Here is a 14,207-nt window from a genome sequence, read left to right on the forward strand (position 1 = left end):
CCGCTAGGTCAGGCGGCGCTTCATCCGGCTCAGCGTGGGCCTGGCCCGCTCCAGGGCGGTGCGGGCGGCCCGCCGTACCGGATTGCGGGTGACCAGACCCTGACCCACGGTCGTCTCGCCCGTCTTGGCGCGGCGTTTGTACTCGTCGTCGCCCCGTCCGAGGTCGATGCGCTCCACGCCCAGGGACGGCGCGGCCAGCACCAGCTCACGCAGCAGGATCCAGCCCGGCGCCAGCTTGGCGTGGCCGGGGTCGTAGACGGGGAACCACCAGTGCAGCACCCCGCCCGACCTGATCCCGAAGTGCGCGGCCAGCAGGTGCGGGCCGGCGTGCAGGGTCGACAGGATGCCCGAGAAGTCCGGCTCGCGGGTGTGCAGGAGCAGCTTGAGCAGGTCCGCGCGGCCGGGTTCGGCGAAGTAGTCGCGCGCGCCCGTCGCCCGGTACTGGGCCCGCTTCAGCTCGATCACCCGCGCCAGCGCGTCCTCGTCCAGGCTGTCGGCGGCGAAGCGCACCGGCCCCAGCTCGCGCCCGGCCTTGGCGGCGCGCCTGCGCGCCTGCCCCATGTTGTCCTTGCCCGCCTTCGACGCGCGCGCGAGGTAGCCGTCGAGCCCGCCCTCCACCTCCACGTACGGCGAGGCCCGCCGGGTGACCGTCCATCGGTCGAACCCCGCCACCCCCTCCACCAGGTGGTCGAACTCGAACCCCGTCACCCCCTTGCCGAGCAGCCGCAGCGGCTCGAAGGCGGTCCCCGGCGCCAGCAGCGGCCCCTGGAAGTCGGCGCCCGGCCACCCGGCGGGACGCAGCGTCGAGCCGATCAGATGGCAGGCCAGCAGCGCGTCCTCGCCCACGGCCACGTGTACGGCCCGGCCGCTCGCGTGCACCGCCCCGGCGAAGCGCGGATGGAAGAAGGGACTGTCCAGCGCCGGATTGGCCGCGCGCAGCCCGTGCCAGGTGTCGAGCTGCTCCAGCGAGAGCTCGTGGAAGGGCAGCAGCCTCATTGCGGCAGGCTCTTCCAGCGCCGCGCGGGCCGCAGCAGCCAGGCCACGCACTCGCGCGAGGTCCTGCGTCCCGTCAGCGCCCGCGCCGCCTCGCCGAGCAGCACGATCAGGAAGTACAGGCCCCCGGCCAGAGGGCCGCGCCGGCGCCGGAACAACGTCACCTTGTTGATCATCAGCAGTGCCGCCAGCGACGGGTTGACCGCCGAGTCGCCGCCGATGTGCTCGATCACCGACGCCGGCTCGTACCAGGTGGCCCAGCCGTGGTCGGCGGCGCGCAGGCAGTATTCGGTCTCCTCGCTGTAGAGCAGGAACGACTCCTCCCACGGACCGAGCTCGGCCAGCATCCGCGCCGACATGCACAGCGCCGCGCCGGTCGCCCAGGCGACCTCGCGCGCTTCGGCGTACTCGCTTGGGTGCGTCACCAGCTCGCCCAGCCTGCCGAGCCGGCCCGCCCTGATCCCGCCGATGGCCGCCTCCACCGCGGCCCGGCCGATCGACGGCATCCGCCGCAGCGACGGCTGCAGCGAGCCGTCCGGATTCACCATGTACGGCGCCGCGATCCCCCGCCAGGCCGCCTCCGCCAGCGGCAGGATGGACCCCGGCCGCAGCCGGCAGTCCGGGTTGATCAGGTAGACGGCGTCCAGTTCCTCCAGGTCGAGCGCGGCGACGGCGGCGTTGAAGCCCGCCGCGTACCCCGCGTTCGAGCCCACCTCCACCACCCGTGCCCCGCCCGCCTTCGCCAGCGCCACACTGTCGTCCTTGGAGGCGTTGTCGGCCACCACCACGTCGATGAGCTTCACGCCCTCCGAGCCCGCGACGATCGAGCGCAGGCAGCCGTCGATCACGCCGGCGCTGTTGTAGGTGACGATCACCACCGCGACCCGCTTCATCCGCGTGTCCTTTTGTAGAGGCGGGCGCCCAGATCGCGCAGCGACGTCCCGGAGCGCAGGACCCGCTCGATCCACGCGCTGTCCAGATCGTGCTTGAGGCTGGTGCGCGCCTGCAGCCAGCCGCCGGGCCTGGCCCGTCCGCCGTCGCTGGTGTACGCCCGGCTCACCCCCGCCCGCCTGAGCCTGGCCAGCACGCGGCGGTCGTAGGAGCCGAACGGGATCGCCACCCGCGACACCCGGCGCCCGGACACCTCGCTCAGCACCTCGTGCGCCTGGGCCAGCTCCTGCTCGGCCTCACGCGCCGAGACGCGCCGCCAGTCGCGGTGCGCCCAGCCGTGCGAGCCCACCCGCATCCCGGAGGCCACCAGCGTCCGCACCCCGTCCTCGTCCAGGCGGCCCGGCTTGCCGAGCTCGCCGGCCAGCACGAAGAACTCCGCCTGCAGTCCCCTCTCCAGCAGCCTCGGCAGCGCGATCTCCAGGTCGGAGGCGTTGCCGTCGTCGAAGGTGATCCGCACGTCGGGCCGGCTCACCACCGCGTCCATGACCTGCTCGAACCGTTCCACACTCACCCAGGTCAGATCCTCGCCCGGATCGAGCGTCCGGCAGGTCTCGCCGATGCCGTGCACGGTCAGGTTGACGACCGAATCCCCCACATGCCCCTCCCAGGTCAGCTTTAGGTAATCGGGCGGCGGATGACCCCGTTACACCGCGGCCAGCAGCTTCTGCAGGTGCAGACCTCTGTTCACGTCGATCTCATGCGGACGCCACTCACGCACCGCAGCGGCGAACTCCGCGCGCAGCGCCGCCCTGGTCGGCTCGGAGTCGCCGGCCAGGTCGGCCAGGTCCAGGCGGAGCTCGCCGTGCGGGCCGTACATCTCGTAGACGGTGCGCTTGCCGACGCCCGGCACCTGGCCCGACAGCGTCAGCTGGCTGACCGCGCCGCCCTCGTGCAGGCAGGTCAGCATGTGCACGGCCGAGCCGGCCGAGCTGACCTCCTTGATCGTGCCGAGGGCGGCGTCGAGCAGGTCGAGGCCGTGCGGGCCGGTGTTGTAGAGGACGCCGCCCCTGCTCCGCCATGGGCTGTGGGCGAACGTGCCGTCGCGGAACTCGTTGGTGAGCTGGCAGGCCCGCCCGCCGTACAGGCTGGTCCCGGCGCACGCGCGCAGGAACGCGCGCACGCCGGGACGGAAGCGGTTGGTGAGCGTCAGCATGCTCGGCACGCCCGCCCGCCCGACCTCCGCCGCCACCCGCTCCGCCGCCGCGACGTCGAGGGCGAGCGGCTTTTCCAGCAGTACGGCCCGGCCCGCCCGAGCCGCCCGGACCGCCAGCGTCGCCTGCACGTCCGGCGGCACGGCGAAGACCACGGCGTCGCAACGTTCCAAAAGCTCGTCGAACGTGGCGAACACCGGCACGCCGACCCGCGCCGCGTTGCCGGGATCGCGTGACCAGACACCCGCCAGCCGTGTCTCCGGACCCGCCGCGAACGTCGGCGCGTGAAACGCCCGCGCCCACGGCCCGGCGCCGGCCAGCCCGACCGAGACCGTCACGCCTTGATCGCGATCAGCGACTTGGTGAGCCCCGCCACCCTTTCGGCCCTCATCCGGGCGGTGGGGAAAAGCAGCGCCATTTCCGCGCGGCCGATCAGCTCGATTTCCAGCGCGTCCTGAAGCGCGGCCGACCAGTCGGGGGACTTGGTGTGCACCAGCGGCCAGCGCCGGTTGATCCGGGCCCGGACGTTCAGCGGCAGGAATTGGTAGAAAGGAAAAAGCACATGTGGCTCGACCGGAAAGTATCTGTAGGGCGTCTGGACCCAGAACCGCCCGGCGAGCGAGTGCACCGCGTCCGCGAACGCCTGCCGCCTGGCGTAGCCGCCCACGTGCTCGATCACCGCGTTGGAGAAGACCAGGTCGTAGTCGCCGCCCAGAATGCGTTTGGGCAGGTCACAGGCGTCACCTACTTCGGTCCTGAGCCAGCTCGGCAGCTCCTGGTCATCGTGCGCCAGGTTGATGACGTGAACGCCGGCCGGTTTGATCGGGGCGCGCATCCAGGCGGTGGCGGTGCCGCCGAGGTCGATGACGTTCATCTGTCCCAGGTCGGGAAAGCTTTCTGCCACCCAACGCCAGCGGCGCGCCCGCGCCTTTGCCGCGACGGAATTAGGACCGTCGACGAATAAATTCCGCAAGGGAGATCCCACCGCGTCATCTTCGCCTACGGACTGCCACCGCGCCAGCCTTCTACCCAGGTAGGCCACCTTCGGCCAGCTTGCTGTAGTTCTTTCCGAGCGGCCTGCCGGGGATCGGCTTGGCGATGAGGGCGACCGGGATGAAGAAGCAGATCTGGCCGATCGTGAGAATGAGCGTCCAGAGCGCCTTCTCGTCGTAGAGGGCCGCCGCCCTGGCGTACAGCTCGTCGGAGACGCGCTCCCCGGACGGGTTCGGGGTGAGGACGGCCTCCACCAGTTCCAGCGCGGCCCGTTCGGCGTCGGTGAAGTAGGGGGCGTCCCGCCAGGACGGCAGGGCGGCGATGCGTTCTTCCGTCTCCCCGGCCTTGCGCAGCAGTTCGGTCTGCCGGACGGTGTGGTACGTGCTGCCGGCGATCTGCCCGGCGCGTAGCTGGACCAGGATGGTGGTGACGGCCGGTATCGCACCGTTGTGGGTGGCCTTGTTCATGGCGCCGGCGACCGTCCCCACCTCGGGGAAGAACTGCATGGGGTCGGGCAGGCGCGACTCAAAGGATGCGGACATGGGGCTTCTCCCTACGATCGGCGGATGTCTTGGAGGTCCGACGACACAGCCGAGGGGAATGTGAGGCCTCACATTTCGACGGGCTACGGCGTCGGACTCATGACAGATCCATCCAGCTCCGTCCTGGCCGTCGAGGAGTCACCCGTGTTTCTGCGTGTCGCGATCGTCCTGCAAGCCGTGACCCTTCTCAGCGCCCCGATCACCGCCGGGTTGCTGCTGACCGCGCCAAGCGGACGGGCGCTGCACAGCGCCTCGGCGTACTCGGTGTTCGCCGCGGGGCTGGTGCACCTCGTCGCGGTGATCCTGGTGTGGCGGCGGGGCGGCGGCGGCCCTCGGCCCGTCCTGTACTCGGCCGGGTTCTTCGTTCTCGTCCTGGCGCAGATCGCCCTGGGCATCGCGCAGGCGGTGACCCTGCATCTTCCCTTGGGCGTGCTGCTGTTCGGCTACAGCGTCCTTCAGCTCAGCCAGCTGCCGTCGTTCCGGCGACTGGCGCCGGAGGGCGTCTGAGTGGTGGCAGGCCGGGGGTCACCGGTCTGCCACCCCCTGGATCAGGACTTTCTCTGCTGCTCGGCGTACCAGGCGATCGTGTTCTTCAGCCCGTCGACGAGTGAGGTCCTGGGCTGCCAGCCGAGCGTCGTCCCGGCGGGGCCGACGTCGGCGATATGGGCGCGGTCGAGCTGCCGGTCGGGCAGCGCGCCGTACTGGGGCGTGATCGGGCTGGCGGCCAGGCGATGGAGCAGCTCGATCGTGTCCCTGATGGACACGCCCACCCCGCTGCCCACGTCGTACATGCCACCGGCGGCCTTCTCGCTCTCCGCCGCCGCGACGAACGCCTCGATCACGTCGTCGATGTAGATCCAGTCGACCAGCCGGGAGCCGCTGCCGATCCGGGCTGAGCGCCCGTTGAGCAGTTCCGTGGTCACGTACGGCACCAGCTTGGCGATGTCCCGCTGGCCGGGGCCGTACACCATCGCGATGCGCAGCACGGACACGTCCACCGACCACAGATGGTGGAAGAGCCGTGCGTAGACCGTGGCCGCGGACTTGGCCGCGGAGTACGGCGAGTGCGGCGCGCTCTCCCCGGAGCGCGTTTCCTCGATGGACCCGGCGAAGACCAGCTTCATGGGCTGTCCCGCCGCGGCCGTGAGCAGGTTGACCGCGGCGACCAGGTTGCCGTCCAGCATGGCTCTGACCATGCCGACGTCCCTGATCCCGGTGACCTCACTGGCCAGGTGGAAGACCAGGCCGGGCCGGATCGTGCCCAGGAGGTCGGCGGTGGGCGCGGCCTCGCGCAGGTCGCACTGGTGCCAGATCTCGGCTCCGACCTGCGGCTGTGGTTGCCTGCTCACCGCGTGCACCTCGGCGCCGAGCAGTTCGAGCCTGCGCGCGAGGTGCGATCCGATGAACCCGCTGGCGCCGGTGACCAGCGCGCGAGTTCCTTGCCATTGCGGCATTCTCTTTTCCCTCCTTCATGACATGTCGGAACGTGCCTGAACGGAGGGGCGGCGGCCCCCTCGGACTGGGCGGGGGGTGGCCGGGGTTATGCGGATCGGGGTCGGGTCCCGCCCGTGCGAGGCGGCGGTGGCTTCGCGTGCGGCGTCGCGGGACGTACCTGCGGATCTCCTGGCGCCGCCGTTGCGGCCGCGCGACGGCGGTGGCCGGGACGATGGGCGAGGAGCGCTTGGGCGAGCAGTGCGCGGGCCAAGCGTGCCGTGGAGTCCTGGTCAGGCGGCACGAGTGGCCGCCGCAGTCGGGTTCGACCGGCGCTTGCTCGGACTCCACGACGATGACGTACGCGGCTACCGCCGGCGGTACGGCCACCGCCGGTAAACCGAGAAAGGCGGCCGCCAAGAGCAAGACGGCAGACAGCACGCTCTTGGCAGCCAAGTGAGTCTCCGCGACAGAGGTTCCGCTACGGAGACATTGTCGGCTCGGCTCAGCCGATGCGCCAGGTGTCTCCGCCCAGCAGAAGCTCGCTGAGATCGCCCGGGCCCTTCCCGGCCGCCGCCTGCTCCAGCTGCTCGGCCATGAGGACGTCGTAGGCCGGGCGGTCCACCTGCCGGAAGATGCCGATCGGCACGTGCTCGAACGCCGGCTCGTCGAGCCTGCTGAGCGCGAACGCGAGCGACGGGTCCGGGTTGTGCGCGTCGTGGACGAGGATCTCCTCCTCGCTCACCGAATCGCGCGCGACCACCTCGATGCCGCCGTTGGCCGCCCTGACCACGGCCTTGGAGGTGCTCACGATCGGCTGGTCGTGCTCCATGCGCAGCGTGATGTCGTCGCGGACCTCGGGGTCCTTGAGCGGCTCGAAGGCGTTGTCGTTGAAGATGTTGCAGTTCTGGTAGATCTCCACCAGCGACGTGCCCCGGTGCGCGGTGGCCTCGCGCAGTACCGACTGCAGGTGCTTGCGGTCGGAGTCGATCGTGCGCGCCACGAAGGAGGCCTCGGCGCCGATGGCCAGCGAGATCGGGTTGAACGGCTTGTCCAGGGAGCCCATCGGCGTCGACTTGGTGATCTTGCCGACTTCGGAGGTGGGCGAGTACTGGCCCTTGGTCAGACCGTAGATCCTGTTGTTGAACAGCAGGATGTTCAGGTTGACGTTGCGGCGCAGCGCGTGGATGAGGTGGTTGCCACCGATCGACAGCGCGTCGCCGTCGCCCGTGATCACCCACACCGACAGGTCGGGACGGCTGGCCGCCAGCCCCGTCGCGATCGCCGGCGCGCGGCCGTGGATCGAGTGGAAGCCGTAGGTGTTGAGGTAGTACGGGAACCGCGAGGAGCAGCCGATACCGGAGACGAAGACGATGTTCTCCCGCTTGAGCCCCAGCTCGGGCAGGAAGCTCTGCACCGCGGCCAGGATCGCGTAGTCACCGCAACCCGGGCACCAGCGCACCTCCTGGTCGGACTTGAAGTCCTTGAGCGTCTGCTTCACGTCGGTCTTGGGGATGAGGTTCAGCCCCTTGCCGTTGACCAGCTCAGTCATTTCTCGATCACGTCCTGGATGACTCCGGCCAGCTCCTCGGCCTTGAACGGAAGCCCGCGCACACGGTTGTAACTGATGATGTCCACCAGGAACTTCGCGCGCAGAAGCAGGGCCAGCTGTCCCAGGTTGATCTCGGGCAGCAGCACCTTGTCGTAGCTCTTGAGCACGTCGCCGACGTTGGCGGGCAGCGGGTTGAGGTGGCGCAGGTGGGCCTGGGCGACCTTGCCGCCGGCCTTCCTGATCCGCCGCACCGCCGCCGCGATGGGCCCGTACGTCGAGCCCCAGCCCAGCACCAGCACCTTGGTGCCGTCGTGGACGTCGTCGACCTCCAGATCGGGGACGTCGATCCCGTCGATCTTGGCCTGGCGCAGCCGGACCATGAGGTCGTGGTTGTTGGGGTCGTAGGAGATGTTGCCGCTGCCCTCGGCCTTCTCGATGCCGCCGATGCGGTGCTCCAGGCCCGGCGTGCCGGGGATGGCCCAGGCGCGGGCGAGCGTCTCGGTGTTCCGCTTGTAGGGCAGGAACTCCTCGTCGCCGGTCTTGACCGCGAACTCGGTGGAGATGTCCGGCAGGTCGGAGACCTCGGGCAGGCGCCACGGCTCGGAGCCGTTGGCCAGGTAGCCGTCGGACAGCAGGTAGACCGGCGTGCGGTACTTCACCGCGATCCGCGCGGCCTCGATGGCCGCGTCGAAGCAGTCGCTCGGCGAACTGGGCGCCACGATCGGCACCGGCGACTCGCCGTTGCGGCCGAACATGGCCATCAGCAGGTCGGTCTGCTCGGTCTTGGTCGGCATGCCGGTGGAGGGACCCGCGCGCTGCACGTCCACCAGGATCAGCGGCAGCTCGGTCATGACCGCGAGGCCGACCGTCTCGCCCTTCAGCACGACGCCGGGACCCGACGTGGTGGTCACGCCCAGCGCGCCGCCGAAGGCCGCGCCCAGGGCGGCGCCGACGCCGGCGATCTCGTCCTCGGCCTGGAACGTCCGCACGCCGAACTTCTTGTGCTTGGACAGCTCGTGCAGGATGTCGCTGGCCGGGGTGATCGGGTAGGAGCCCAGGAACAGCGGCAGCTTGGCCTGCACGCTCGCGGCGATGAGGCCGTAGGCGAGAGCCTGGTTGCCGGAGATGTTGCGGTAGACGCCCGGCGCCAGCTTGGCCGGCTTGATCTCGTAGGAGACCGAGAACGACTCGGTCGTCTCGCCGAAGTTCCAGCCCGCCTGGAAGGCCGCGATGTTCGCCTTGGCGATCTCGGGCTTCTTCGCGAACTTCTGCTCCAGGAACGTGATCGTGTGCTCGGTCGGCCGGTGGTAGAGCCACGACAGCAGGCCGAGCGCGAACATGTTCTTCGAGCGTTCGGCGTCCTTCTTCGACAGGTCGAAGCCCTCCAGGGCCTTGACCGTGAGGGAGGTCAGCGGCACCGCGTGCACCCGCCACTCCGACAGCGTGTCGTCCTCGAGGGGGTTGCCCTCGTAGCCGACCTTCTGCAGGTTGCGCTTGGTGAACTCGTCGGTGTTGGCGATGATGTCCGCGCCCCGGGGAAGATCGCCGAGGTTGGCCTTGAGCGCGGCGGGGTTCATCGCCACCAGGACGTTCGGAGCGTCCCCGGGCGTGAGGATGTCGTGGTCGGCGAAGTGCAGCTGGAAGCTGGACACACCCGGCAGCGTTCCTGCGGGGGCGCGGATCTCGGCGGGGAAGTTGGGCAACGTGGACAGGTCGTTGCCGAACTCCGCGGTGCCCGCGGTGAAGCGGTCGCCGGTGAGCTGCATGCCGTCGCCGGAGTCACCGGCGAATCTGATGATCACACGGTCGAGTTGCTGAACCTGCTTCGTCACGGCGCCTCCTTGGTCGGCGCGGTGTGCTCGCTGGTGCCCTCGCTACGCTCGGTCACGAGTCCTCCTCGACGCGCCATTGCGCGGGAGCGGGCGCGGTCTCTGTTTCCATGCTAGATCCTCGGGAGGGTCAAGACGTTTCCTCGCCGCACAATGCGGGTAAACGCGTTGAAAGTTAGGGGTGGCGGGGGAGAACGACTAAGGGTGACACAGCCCGGACGCGAGCCTGCCGAGATCGACGTGCAGGCGGGCGAAGAGGGTGGTTCGGGTCACGAGCGCCAACTATACGTCCCCCCAAAGCTCAGGCTACGTCAGGGGTTGCTTGCGCGAACCGCTCGCCCCCGACAGGTACAGGCGTCCGGCCTGCATCCCAGCAGAGCCGTACAACTCTGGAACGGTGACGAAGGTGTAACCCTTCCCGCGCAGTCTTTTGAGGATGTCCGGAACCGCGTCAACGGTCGTGCGGTGAATGTCGTGCATCAGGATGATCGCCCCAGGATGCGCGCCCTTGACCGCCCGCTTGGCCACGACCGCCGCCTTCCTGTCACGCCAGTCGAGGGTGTCGACATCCCAGTTGACCAGCGAGACCCCCAGCTCTTTCGAAACCGCCAGAACATCCTTACTGATCGCCCCATATGGCGGCCGGACCAGTGTCGGCCGCTCACCGAGCGTGGCCGTCAGCGTGTCCTCGGTCCGGACCATCGAGTCGGCGATCTTGCTGCTCGACAGCTTCGACAGGTCCCGGTGCGCCCAGGTGTGGCTGCCCACCAGGTGTCCCTCGCCGCTCATCCGGCGCAGGAGGTCGGGCCGGGCGGCGGCGTTGACGCCGACCGTGAAGAACGTCGCGCGCGCCCCCGCGTCGCGCAACGTGTCCAGCAGCAGCGCCGTGTGCGGCCCCGGCCCGTCGTCGAAGGTGAGCGCGACGCACTTCGTCTTCGCGCAGTCGACCGTGCCCGCCTGGTTGCTGGTCGCCTCCGGGCTGTGCGTGGGCGTCACCTTCGGCGTGGTCTCCGGCGTCGGCGGCGCGGCCGCGCGGGCCGCCTCCCGCGCCCGCCGTCCCGCCGCGGACAGCAGCGGCTCCACCTCGGCAGCCGGTACGGCTTCCGCCACCCTCCCCAAGGAGCAGGCGCCGACCTGGCAGTCGTCGAACTCCACCACGAGATCCCCGTCGCGGTTGAAGGCCATGGAGTCGAACAGCTCGGAATTCGCCTCCACCTGGCCCGACCCGCGGGCCTCAAGCCGCCGGCTCACCTTCTCCGCCAGCCCGCCCAGCGCCGCCTCGCCGTCGAGCAGCCCGGTGGAGGGGAAGGCCTGCTTGGTGCGGCCGTCGTACCAGAACGTCCGGTTGGCGTTCCCCCAGTTGGCGCCGTAGAACTCGCCGGTGCGCAGCCGTACGGCGATGGCCGCGTCGGAGGCGACGGGCAGCTGCCAGTCCACGTTGAGCTCGGGCCGGGGGGCCGGTCCGTGCTTGACGGTGGATCCGCGGAAGGCGCGCAGCTGGCGCTCCGCCTCCTGCCTGACCTTGTCGTTGAGCGGGTCGGCTCCCTTGATCTCGGGGTAGGTGATGTGCACGTACCGGCCGCCGCCGTCCCCCTCGCCGAGGGTCTTGGTGACGAGCCCGTTGACTGCCGACGGGGTCACGAAATCGATCTTCGTCGGCTCGGCGGGGACCTTCAGGTCGCCCTCGGGGGAGGCGGAGGTCATGCCGCAACCGGCGACGGATGCGACAATCAGCGCGATTCCTCCGAAGAATCGCATTTTGTGCATGCGGGCCAGGTTATGGGTGCCCTTTGAGCGCTTTACCTTCCCTTGGGAATCTTGGAGTCGAGCCTTTAGCGGGGTATGTACGTAAAGGAGTTGCGTGCCTACGATGTGATGGGTGCGGGATCTAGGACCGTCTACGGGGTTCATCCAGTCGACCCTTCTGCAGCGCAAGCTCCATGACCTGGTGCCGGGAGGCGCGCACACCTACGCGCGCGGCGACGACCAGTACCCGGAGGGCATGGCGCCGGTACTCGTGCGCGGCGCGGGCGCCCGGGTGTGGGACGCCGACGGCAACTGCTTCGTCGAGTACGGCATGGGCCTGCGCTCGGTCACGCTCGGGCACGCCTACCGGCCGGTGCTCGACGCCGTGCGCGACGTGCTCGACCAGGGCCTGAGCTTCAGCCGCCCCACCGAGCTCGAACTGCGGGCCGCCGAGGACTTCCTCGCCCCGCTGCCCGGCGCCGACATGGTGAAGTTCGCCAAGAACGGCTCCGACGCCACCTCCGGCGCCGTCCGGCTGGCCCGCGCCTACACCGGCCGCGACCTGGTCGCCGTCTGCGCGCAGCCGTTCTTCGCCACCGAGGACTGGTTCGTCGGCGCGCTGGAGATGAACGCCGGCGTGCCGGAGTCGACCAGGAAGCAGACCCTCCGCTTCGTCTACAACGACCTCGGCTCGCTGCGCGCGCTGTTCGACCGGCACCCCGGGCAGATCGCCTGCGTCATCATGGAGGCCGCCACCGCCCTGGCCGAGCCCGAGCCCGGCTTCCTCGAAGGCGTGCGCGCCCTGTGCACGGAACGCGGCGCGCTCCTGGTCTTCGACGAGATGATCACCGGGTACCGCTGGGCCTACCCCGGCGCCCAGGAGCTCTACGGCGTCCGCCCCGACCTCGCCTGCTGGGGCAAGGCCATCGGCAACGGCTTCCCCGTGTCCGCGCTCACCGGCCGCCGCGAAGTCATGGAGCTCGGCGGCCTGCGTACCGACCGGGACCGCGTCTTCCTGCTGTCGTCCACCCACGGCGCGGAAACGGTGTCGCTGACCGCCCTGCGCGCGGTCATCCGCGCCTACGCCGAGCACGACCCCGTCGCAGTCATGGAGGAACGCGGGCGCGCGCTGGCCGACGGCGTCAACTCCGCCGCCCGCGAACTCGGCCTCGCCGCCCACGTCGCGGTCGTCGGCCGGCCCTCCTGCCTGATCTTCACCACCAAGGACGCCGCCGGGCAGCCGTCGCAGCCGTTCCGCACGCTCTTCCTGCAAGAACTCCTGCGGCACGGCATCCTGTGCCAGTCGTTCGTGGTCTCCGCCGCGCACACGCCCGACGACATCGAGCTCACCGTCGAGGCCGCGCGCGCCGCCCTGCTCGTGTACGGCAAGGCCCTGGAGGACGGCATCGGCCGATTCCTCAAGGGAGCCCCGGTGGCCCCCGCCCTCCGCAGCCGCGCCGCCCCTCGCCGGGTGCGCTGACGGCGGTTACGATCAGCCCATGGACAGCTACTACGGCAACTACGCTCTGGTCGCCGCGCTGCTGCTCATCGGCGTGGCCATCGTCGCCGGCGCGCTCATGGCCAACCGCCTCCTGCGCCCCACCCGCCCGACCGCGGAGAAACTGACCACCTACGAATGCGGCGTGGACCCGGTGGGCGATGGCTGGGCCCAGTCCCAGATCCGCTACTACGTCTTCACCTACCTCTACGTGGTCTTCGCGGTCGACGCCGTCTTCCTGTTCCCCTGGGCCACGGTCTTCGCCGCCCCCGGCTACGGCATGACCACGCTCGTGGAGATGTTCGTCTTCCTCGGCTTCATCGCCCTCGGCATCCTGTACGCCTGGCGCAAGCGCGTCCTGACCTGGACCTAGCCCCGGATAAAGTGCCCCATGACGTCATGGCGGGAACGGCCGCGCTCGCGGCCGGCCGAAGGGCTCCACGACGAGGCCGGCGACGCTTCCGCCGCCGGTGGCAGCCTCGTCCGCCTGGCCTCCTACGCCGCCGCTCTGCTGGTGCACCTGCTGACGCTCGCCCTCGTCGCCGCCGGGATCTGGCTGATCACACGGCCCGGGTTCATCGGGATCATCCTCGGCGCCGGGGCGCTCGGGCTGGCCTGGCTCATGGCGCCGCGGCCGGGGAAGCTGCCTGACGGGATGGCGCTGGGCCGTACCGACGCGCCCGAGCTCTTCCGGCTCGTGGACGAGATCGCCGCGGCGCTGGGCGCGCCCCGCCCGCACATGATCGTCGTCACCGGCGAGGTCAACGCCTCCTACGGCACGTACGGCCTGCAGCGCCGGCACTTCCTGGAACTCGGCTACCCGTTCTGGCTCGCGCTGACCCCGCAGGAGCGGATCGCGATGCTCGGCCACGAGGTCGCCCACTCGGTCAACCAGGACACCCGGCACGGATTCGTCGTCGGCTCCGCGCTGGGCGCGCTGGCCGAACTGCGCGAGACCACCAGGACGGACGGCGACACCATCACCTTCGGCAAGATCGCCGTCGCCCCGCTGCGGCTCGTCGCCGGCTTGTTCCACACGGCGCTCGAACGCATCACCTTCCTGGCCACGCAGCGTGCCGAATACCGGGCCGACCTCATCTCCCTGCGCGTGGCCGGGTCGGAAGCCGCGCTCGCCGCGATCGACAAGGGACTCTGGGCGCTGCCCCACCTCGCCGACTACCTCGGCACCCAGGCCCACCAGGTACGCGGCGACCTGTGGGCGGCGGTCAGGTCCTACGTGGCCGAGGTACCGGAGGACGAGCGCGACCGGCGCCGCCTCGCCGCGCGGCAGCGGGAGGTACGCGTGGACACCACCCATCCGCCCACCCACCTGCGCCGCGACCTGCTGGCCGGCCGGCCGTACACCGAACCGATGGTGCGCGCGCCACGGATGGAACCCATCGACCGCGAGCTCGACGGGGCCGCGAGGCGGATCGCGAGCGAGATCGTCGACAACGCGCGCGCCGCGCTGTACATGTAGGGGGCTCTACTCTTCCGCCGCCACCCGCGCGAGAATGGTCA

Annotated in this window: 15 protein-coding genes; 4 read left to right on the forward strand and 11 right to left on the reverse strand. The window is 70.3% G+C overall.

Annotation, left to right across the window (positions count from 1 at the left end; genetic code table 11):
* Nucleotides 1-3: 3 nt before the first annotated feature.
* Genes ACIBKY_RS36565 through ACIBKY_RS36590 form a run of 6 tightly spaced genes read right to left on the reverse strand, consistent with a single transcriptional unit; the run spans nt 4 to nt 4,630 of the window.
* Nucleotides 4-996: a GNAT family N-acetyltransferase gene (locus ACIBKY_RS36565; protein ID WP_397104056.1), complete on the reverse strand. Its 993-nt coding sequence runs from the start codon at nt 994-996 to the stop codon at nt 4-6.
* Nucleotides 993-1,886, reverse strand: coding sequence for a glycosyltransferase family 2 protein (locus ACIBKY_RS36570; protein WP_397104058.1), 894 nt, complete (start codon nt 1,884-1,886; stop codon nt 993-995). Before ACIBKY_RS36570 ends, ACIBKY_RS36565 begins: the two co-directional genes overlap by 4 nt.
* Nucleotides 1,883-2,539: a polysaccharide deacetylase family protein gene (locus ACIBKY_RS36575; RefSeq protein WP_397104060.1), complete on the reverse strand. Its 657-nt coding sequence runs from the start codon at nt 2,537-2,539 to the stop codon at nt 1,883-1,885. Before ACIBKY_RS36575 ends, ACIBKY_RS36570 begins: the two co-directional genes overlap by 4 nt.
* 48 nt (nt 2,540-2,587) lie before the next feature.
* Nucleotides 2,588-3,433 carry a Gfo/Idh/MocA family protein gene (locus tag ACIBKY_RS36580; protein ID WP_397104062.1) on the reverse strand — a complete coding sequence of 282 codons (846 nt, stop codon included), beginning with the start codon at nt 3,431-3,433 and terminating at the stop codon, nt 2,588-2,590.
* A complete protein-coding gene (locus ACIBKY_RS36585; protein ID WP_397104064.1) occupies nt 3,430-4,137 on the reverse strand; it encodes a hypothetical protein in 708 nt (235 codons plus the stop codon). The genes ACIBKY_RS36580 and ACIBKY_RS36585 overlap by 4 nt, the downstream gene beginning before the upstream one ends.
* The gene (locus ACIBKY_RS36590) at nt 4,121-4,630 is read right to left on the reverse strand and encodes a carboxymuconolactone decarboxylase family protein (RefSeq protein ID WP_397104066.1); all 510 of its coding nucleotides are present in this window, start codon (nt 4,628-4,630) and stop codon (nt 4,121-4,123) included. The genes ACIBKY_RS36585 and ACIBKY_RS36590 overlap by 17 nt, the downstream gene beginning before the upstream one ends.
* 144 nt (nt 4,631-4,774) lie before the next feature.
* Between ACIBKY_RS36590 and ACIBKY_RS36595 the strand changes: the two genes are divergently transcribed.
* Nucleotides 4,775-5,137 carry a hypothetical protein gene (locus ACIBKY_RS36595; RefSeq protein ID WP_397104068.1) on the forward strand — a complete coding sequence of 121 codons (363 nt, stop codon included), beginning with the start codon at nt 4,775-4,777 and terminating at the stop codon, nt 5,135-5,137.
* Nucleotides 5,138-5,178: 41 nt separating this feature from the next.
* On the opposite strand, the gene ACIBKY_RS36600 is transcribed toward ACIBKY_RS36595, so the two are convergent.
* From ACIBKY_RS36600 to ACIBKY_RS36620, 5 genes are all read right to left on the reverse strand, one after another.
* Complete coding sequence (locus tag ACIBKY_RS36600) at nt 5,179-6,084, reverse strand: NAD-dependent epimerase/dehydratase family protein (protein ID WP_397104070.1); 906 nt, start codon at nt 6,082-6,084, stop codon at nt 5,179-5,181.
* Nucleotides 6,085-6,566: 482 nt separating this feature from the next.
* Complete coding sequence (locus ACIBKY_RS36605; protein ID WP_397104072.1) at nt 6,567-7,613, reverse strand: 2-oxoacid:ferredoxin oxidoreductase subunit beta; 1,047 nt, start codon at nt 7,611-7,613, stop codon at nt 6,567-6,569.
* A complete protein-coding gene (locus ACIBKY_RS36610) occupies nt 7,610-9,445 on the reverse strand; it encodes a 2-oxoacid:acceptor oxidoreductase subunit alpha (protein ID WP_397104074.1) in 1,836 nt (611 codons plus the stop codon). Before ACIBKY_RS36610 ends, ACIBKY_RS36605 begins: the two co-directional genes overlap by 4 nt.
* Before the next feature lie 195 nt (nt 9,446-9,640).
* On the reverse strand, nt 9,641-9,715 hold the full coding sequence (locus ACIBKY_RS36615; protein ID WP_376773454.1) for a putative leader peptide: 75 nt from the start codon (nt 9,713-9,715) through the stop codon (nt 9,641-9,643).
* Nucleotides 9,716-9,748: 33 nt separating this feature from the next.
* Nucleotides 9,749-11,209 carry a polysaccharide deacetylase family protein gene (locus tag ACIBKY_RS36620; RefSeq protein ID WP_397104076.1) on the reverse strand — a complete coding sequence of 487 codons (1,461 nt, stop codon included), beginning with the start codon at nt 11,207-11,209 and terminating at the stop codon, nt 9,749-9,751.
* A gap of 112 nt (nt 11,210-11,321) precedes the next feature.
* On the opposite strand from ACIBKY_RS36620, the gene ACIBKY_RS36625 reads away from it, so the two are divergent.
* Genes ACIBKY_RS36625 through ACIBKY_RS36635 form a run of 3 tightly spaced genes read left to right on the forward strand, consistent with a single transcriptional unit; the run spans nt 11,322 to nt 14,166 of the window.
* Nucleotides 11,322-12,668 (forward strand): glutamate-1-semialdehyde 2,1-aminomutase, encoded by a 1,347-nt coding sequence (locus ACIBKY_RS36625; protein WP_397104078.1) that lies wholly within the window; start codon nt 11,322-11,324, stop codon nt 12,666-12,668.
* Between the two features lie 19 nt (nt 12,669-12,687).
* Entirely contained in the window at nt 12,688-13,059 is a 372-nt protein-coding gene (locus ACIBKY_RS36630; protein WP_184958519.1) for an NADH-quinone oxidoreductase subunit A, read from the forward strand.
* An 18-nt stretch (nt 13,060-13,077) separates the two neighbouring features.
* The gene (locus ACIBKY_RS36635; RefSeq protein ID WP_397104080.1) at nt 13,078-14,166 is read left to right on the forward strand and encodes a M48 family metallopeptidase; all 1,089 of its coding nucleotides are present in this window, start codon (nt 13,078-13,080) and stop codon (nt 14,164-14,166) included.
* Nucleotides 14,167-14,207 lie beyond the last annotated feature (41 nt).

It is taken from the genome of Nonomuraea sp. NPDC050394, from assembly GCF_044459065.1.
GTDB lineage: Bacteria > Actinomycetota > Actinomycetes > Streptosporangiales > Streptosporangiaceae > Nonomuraea.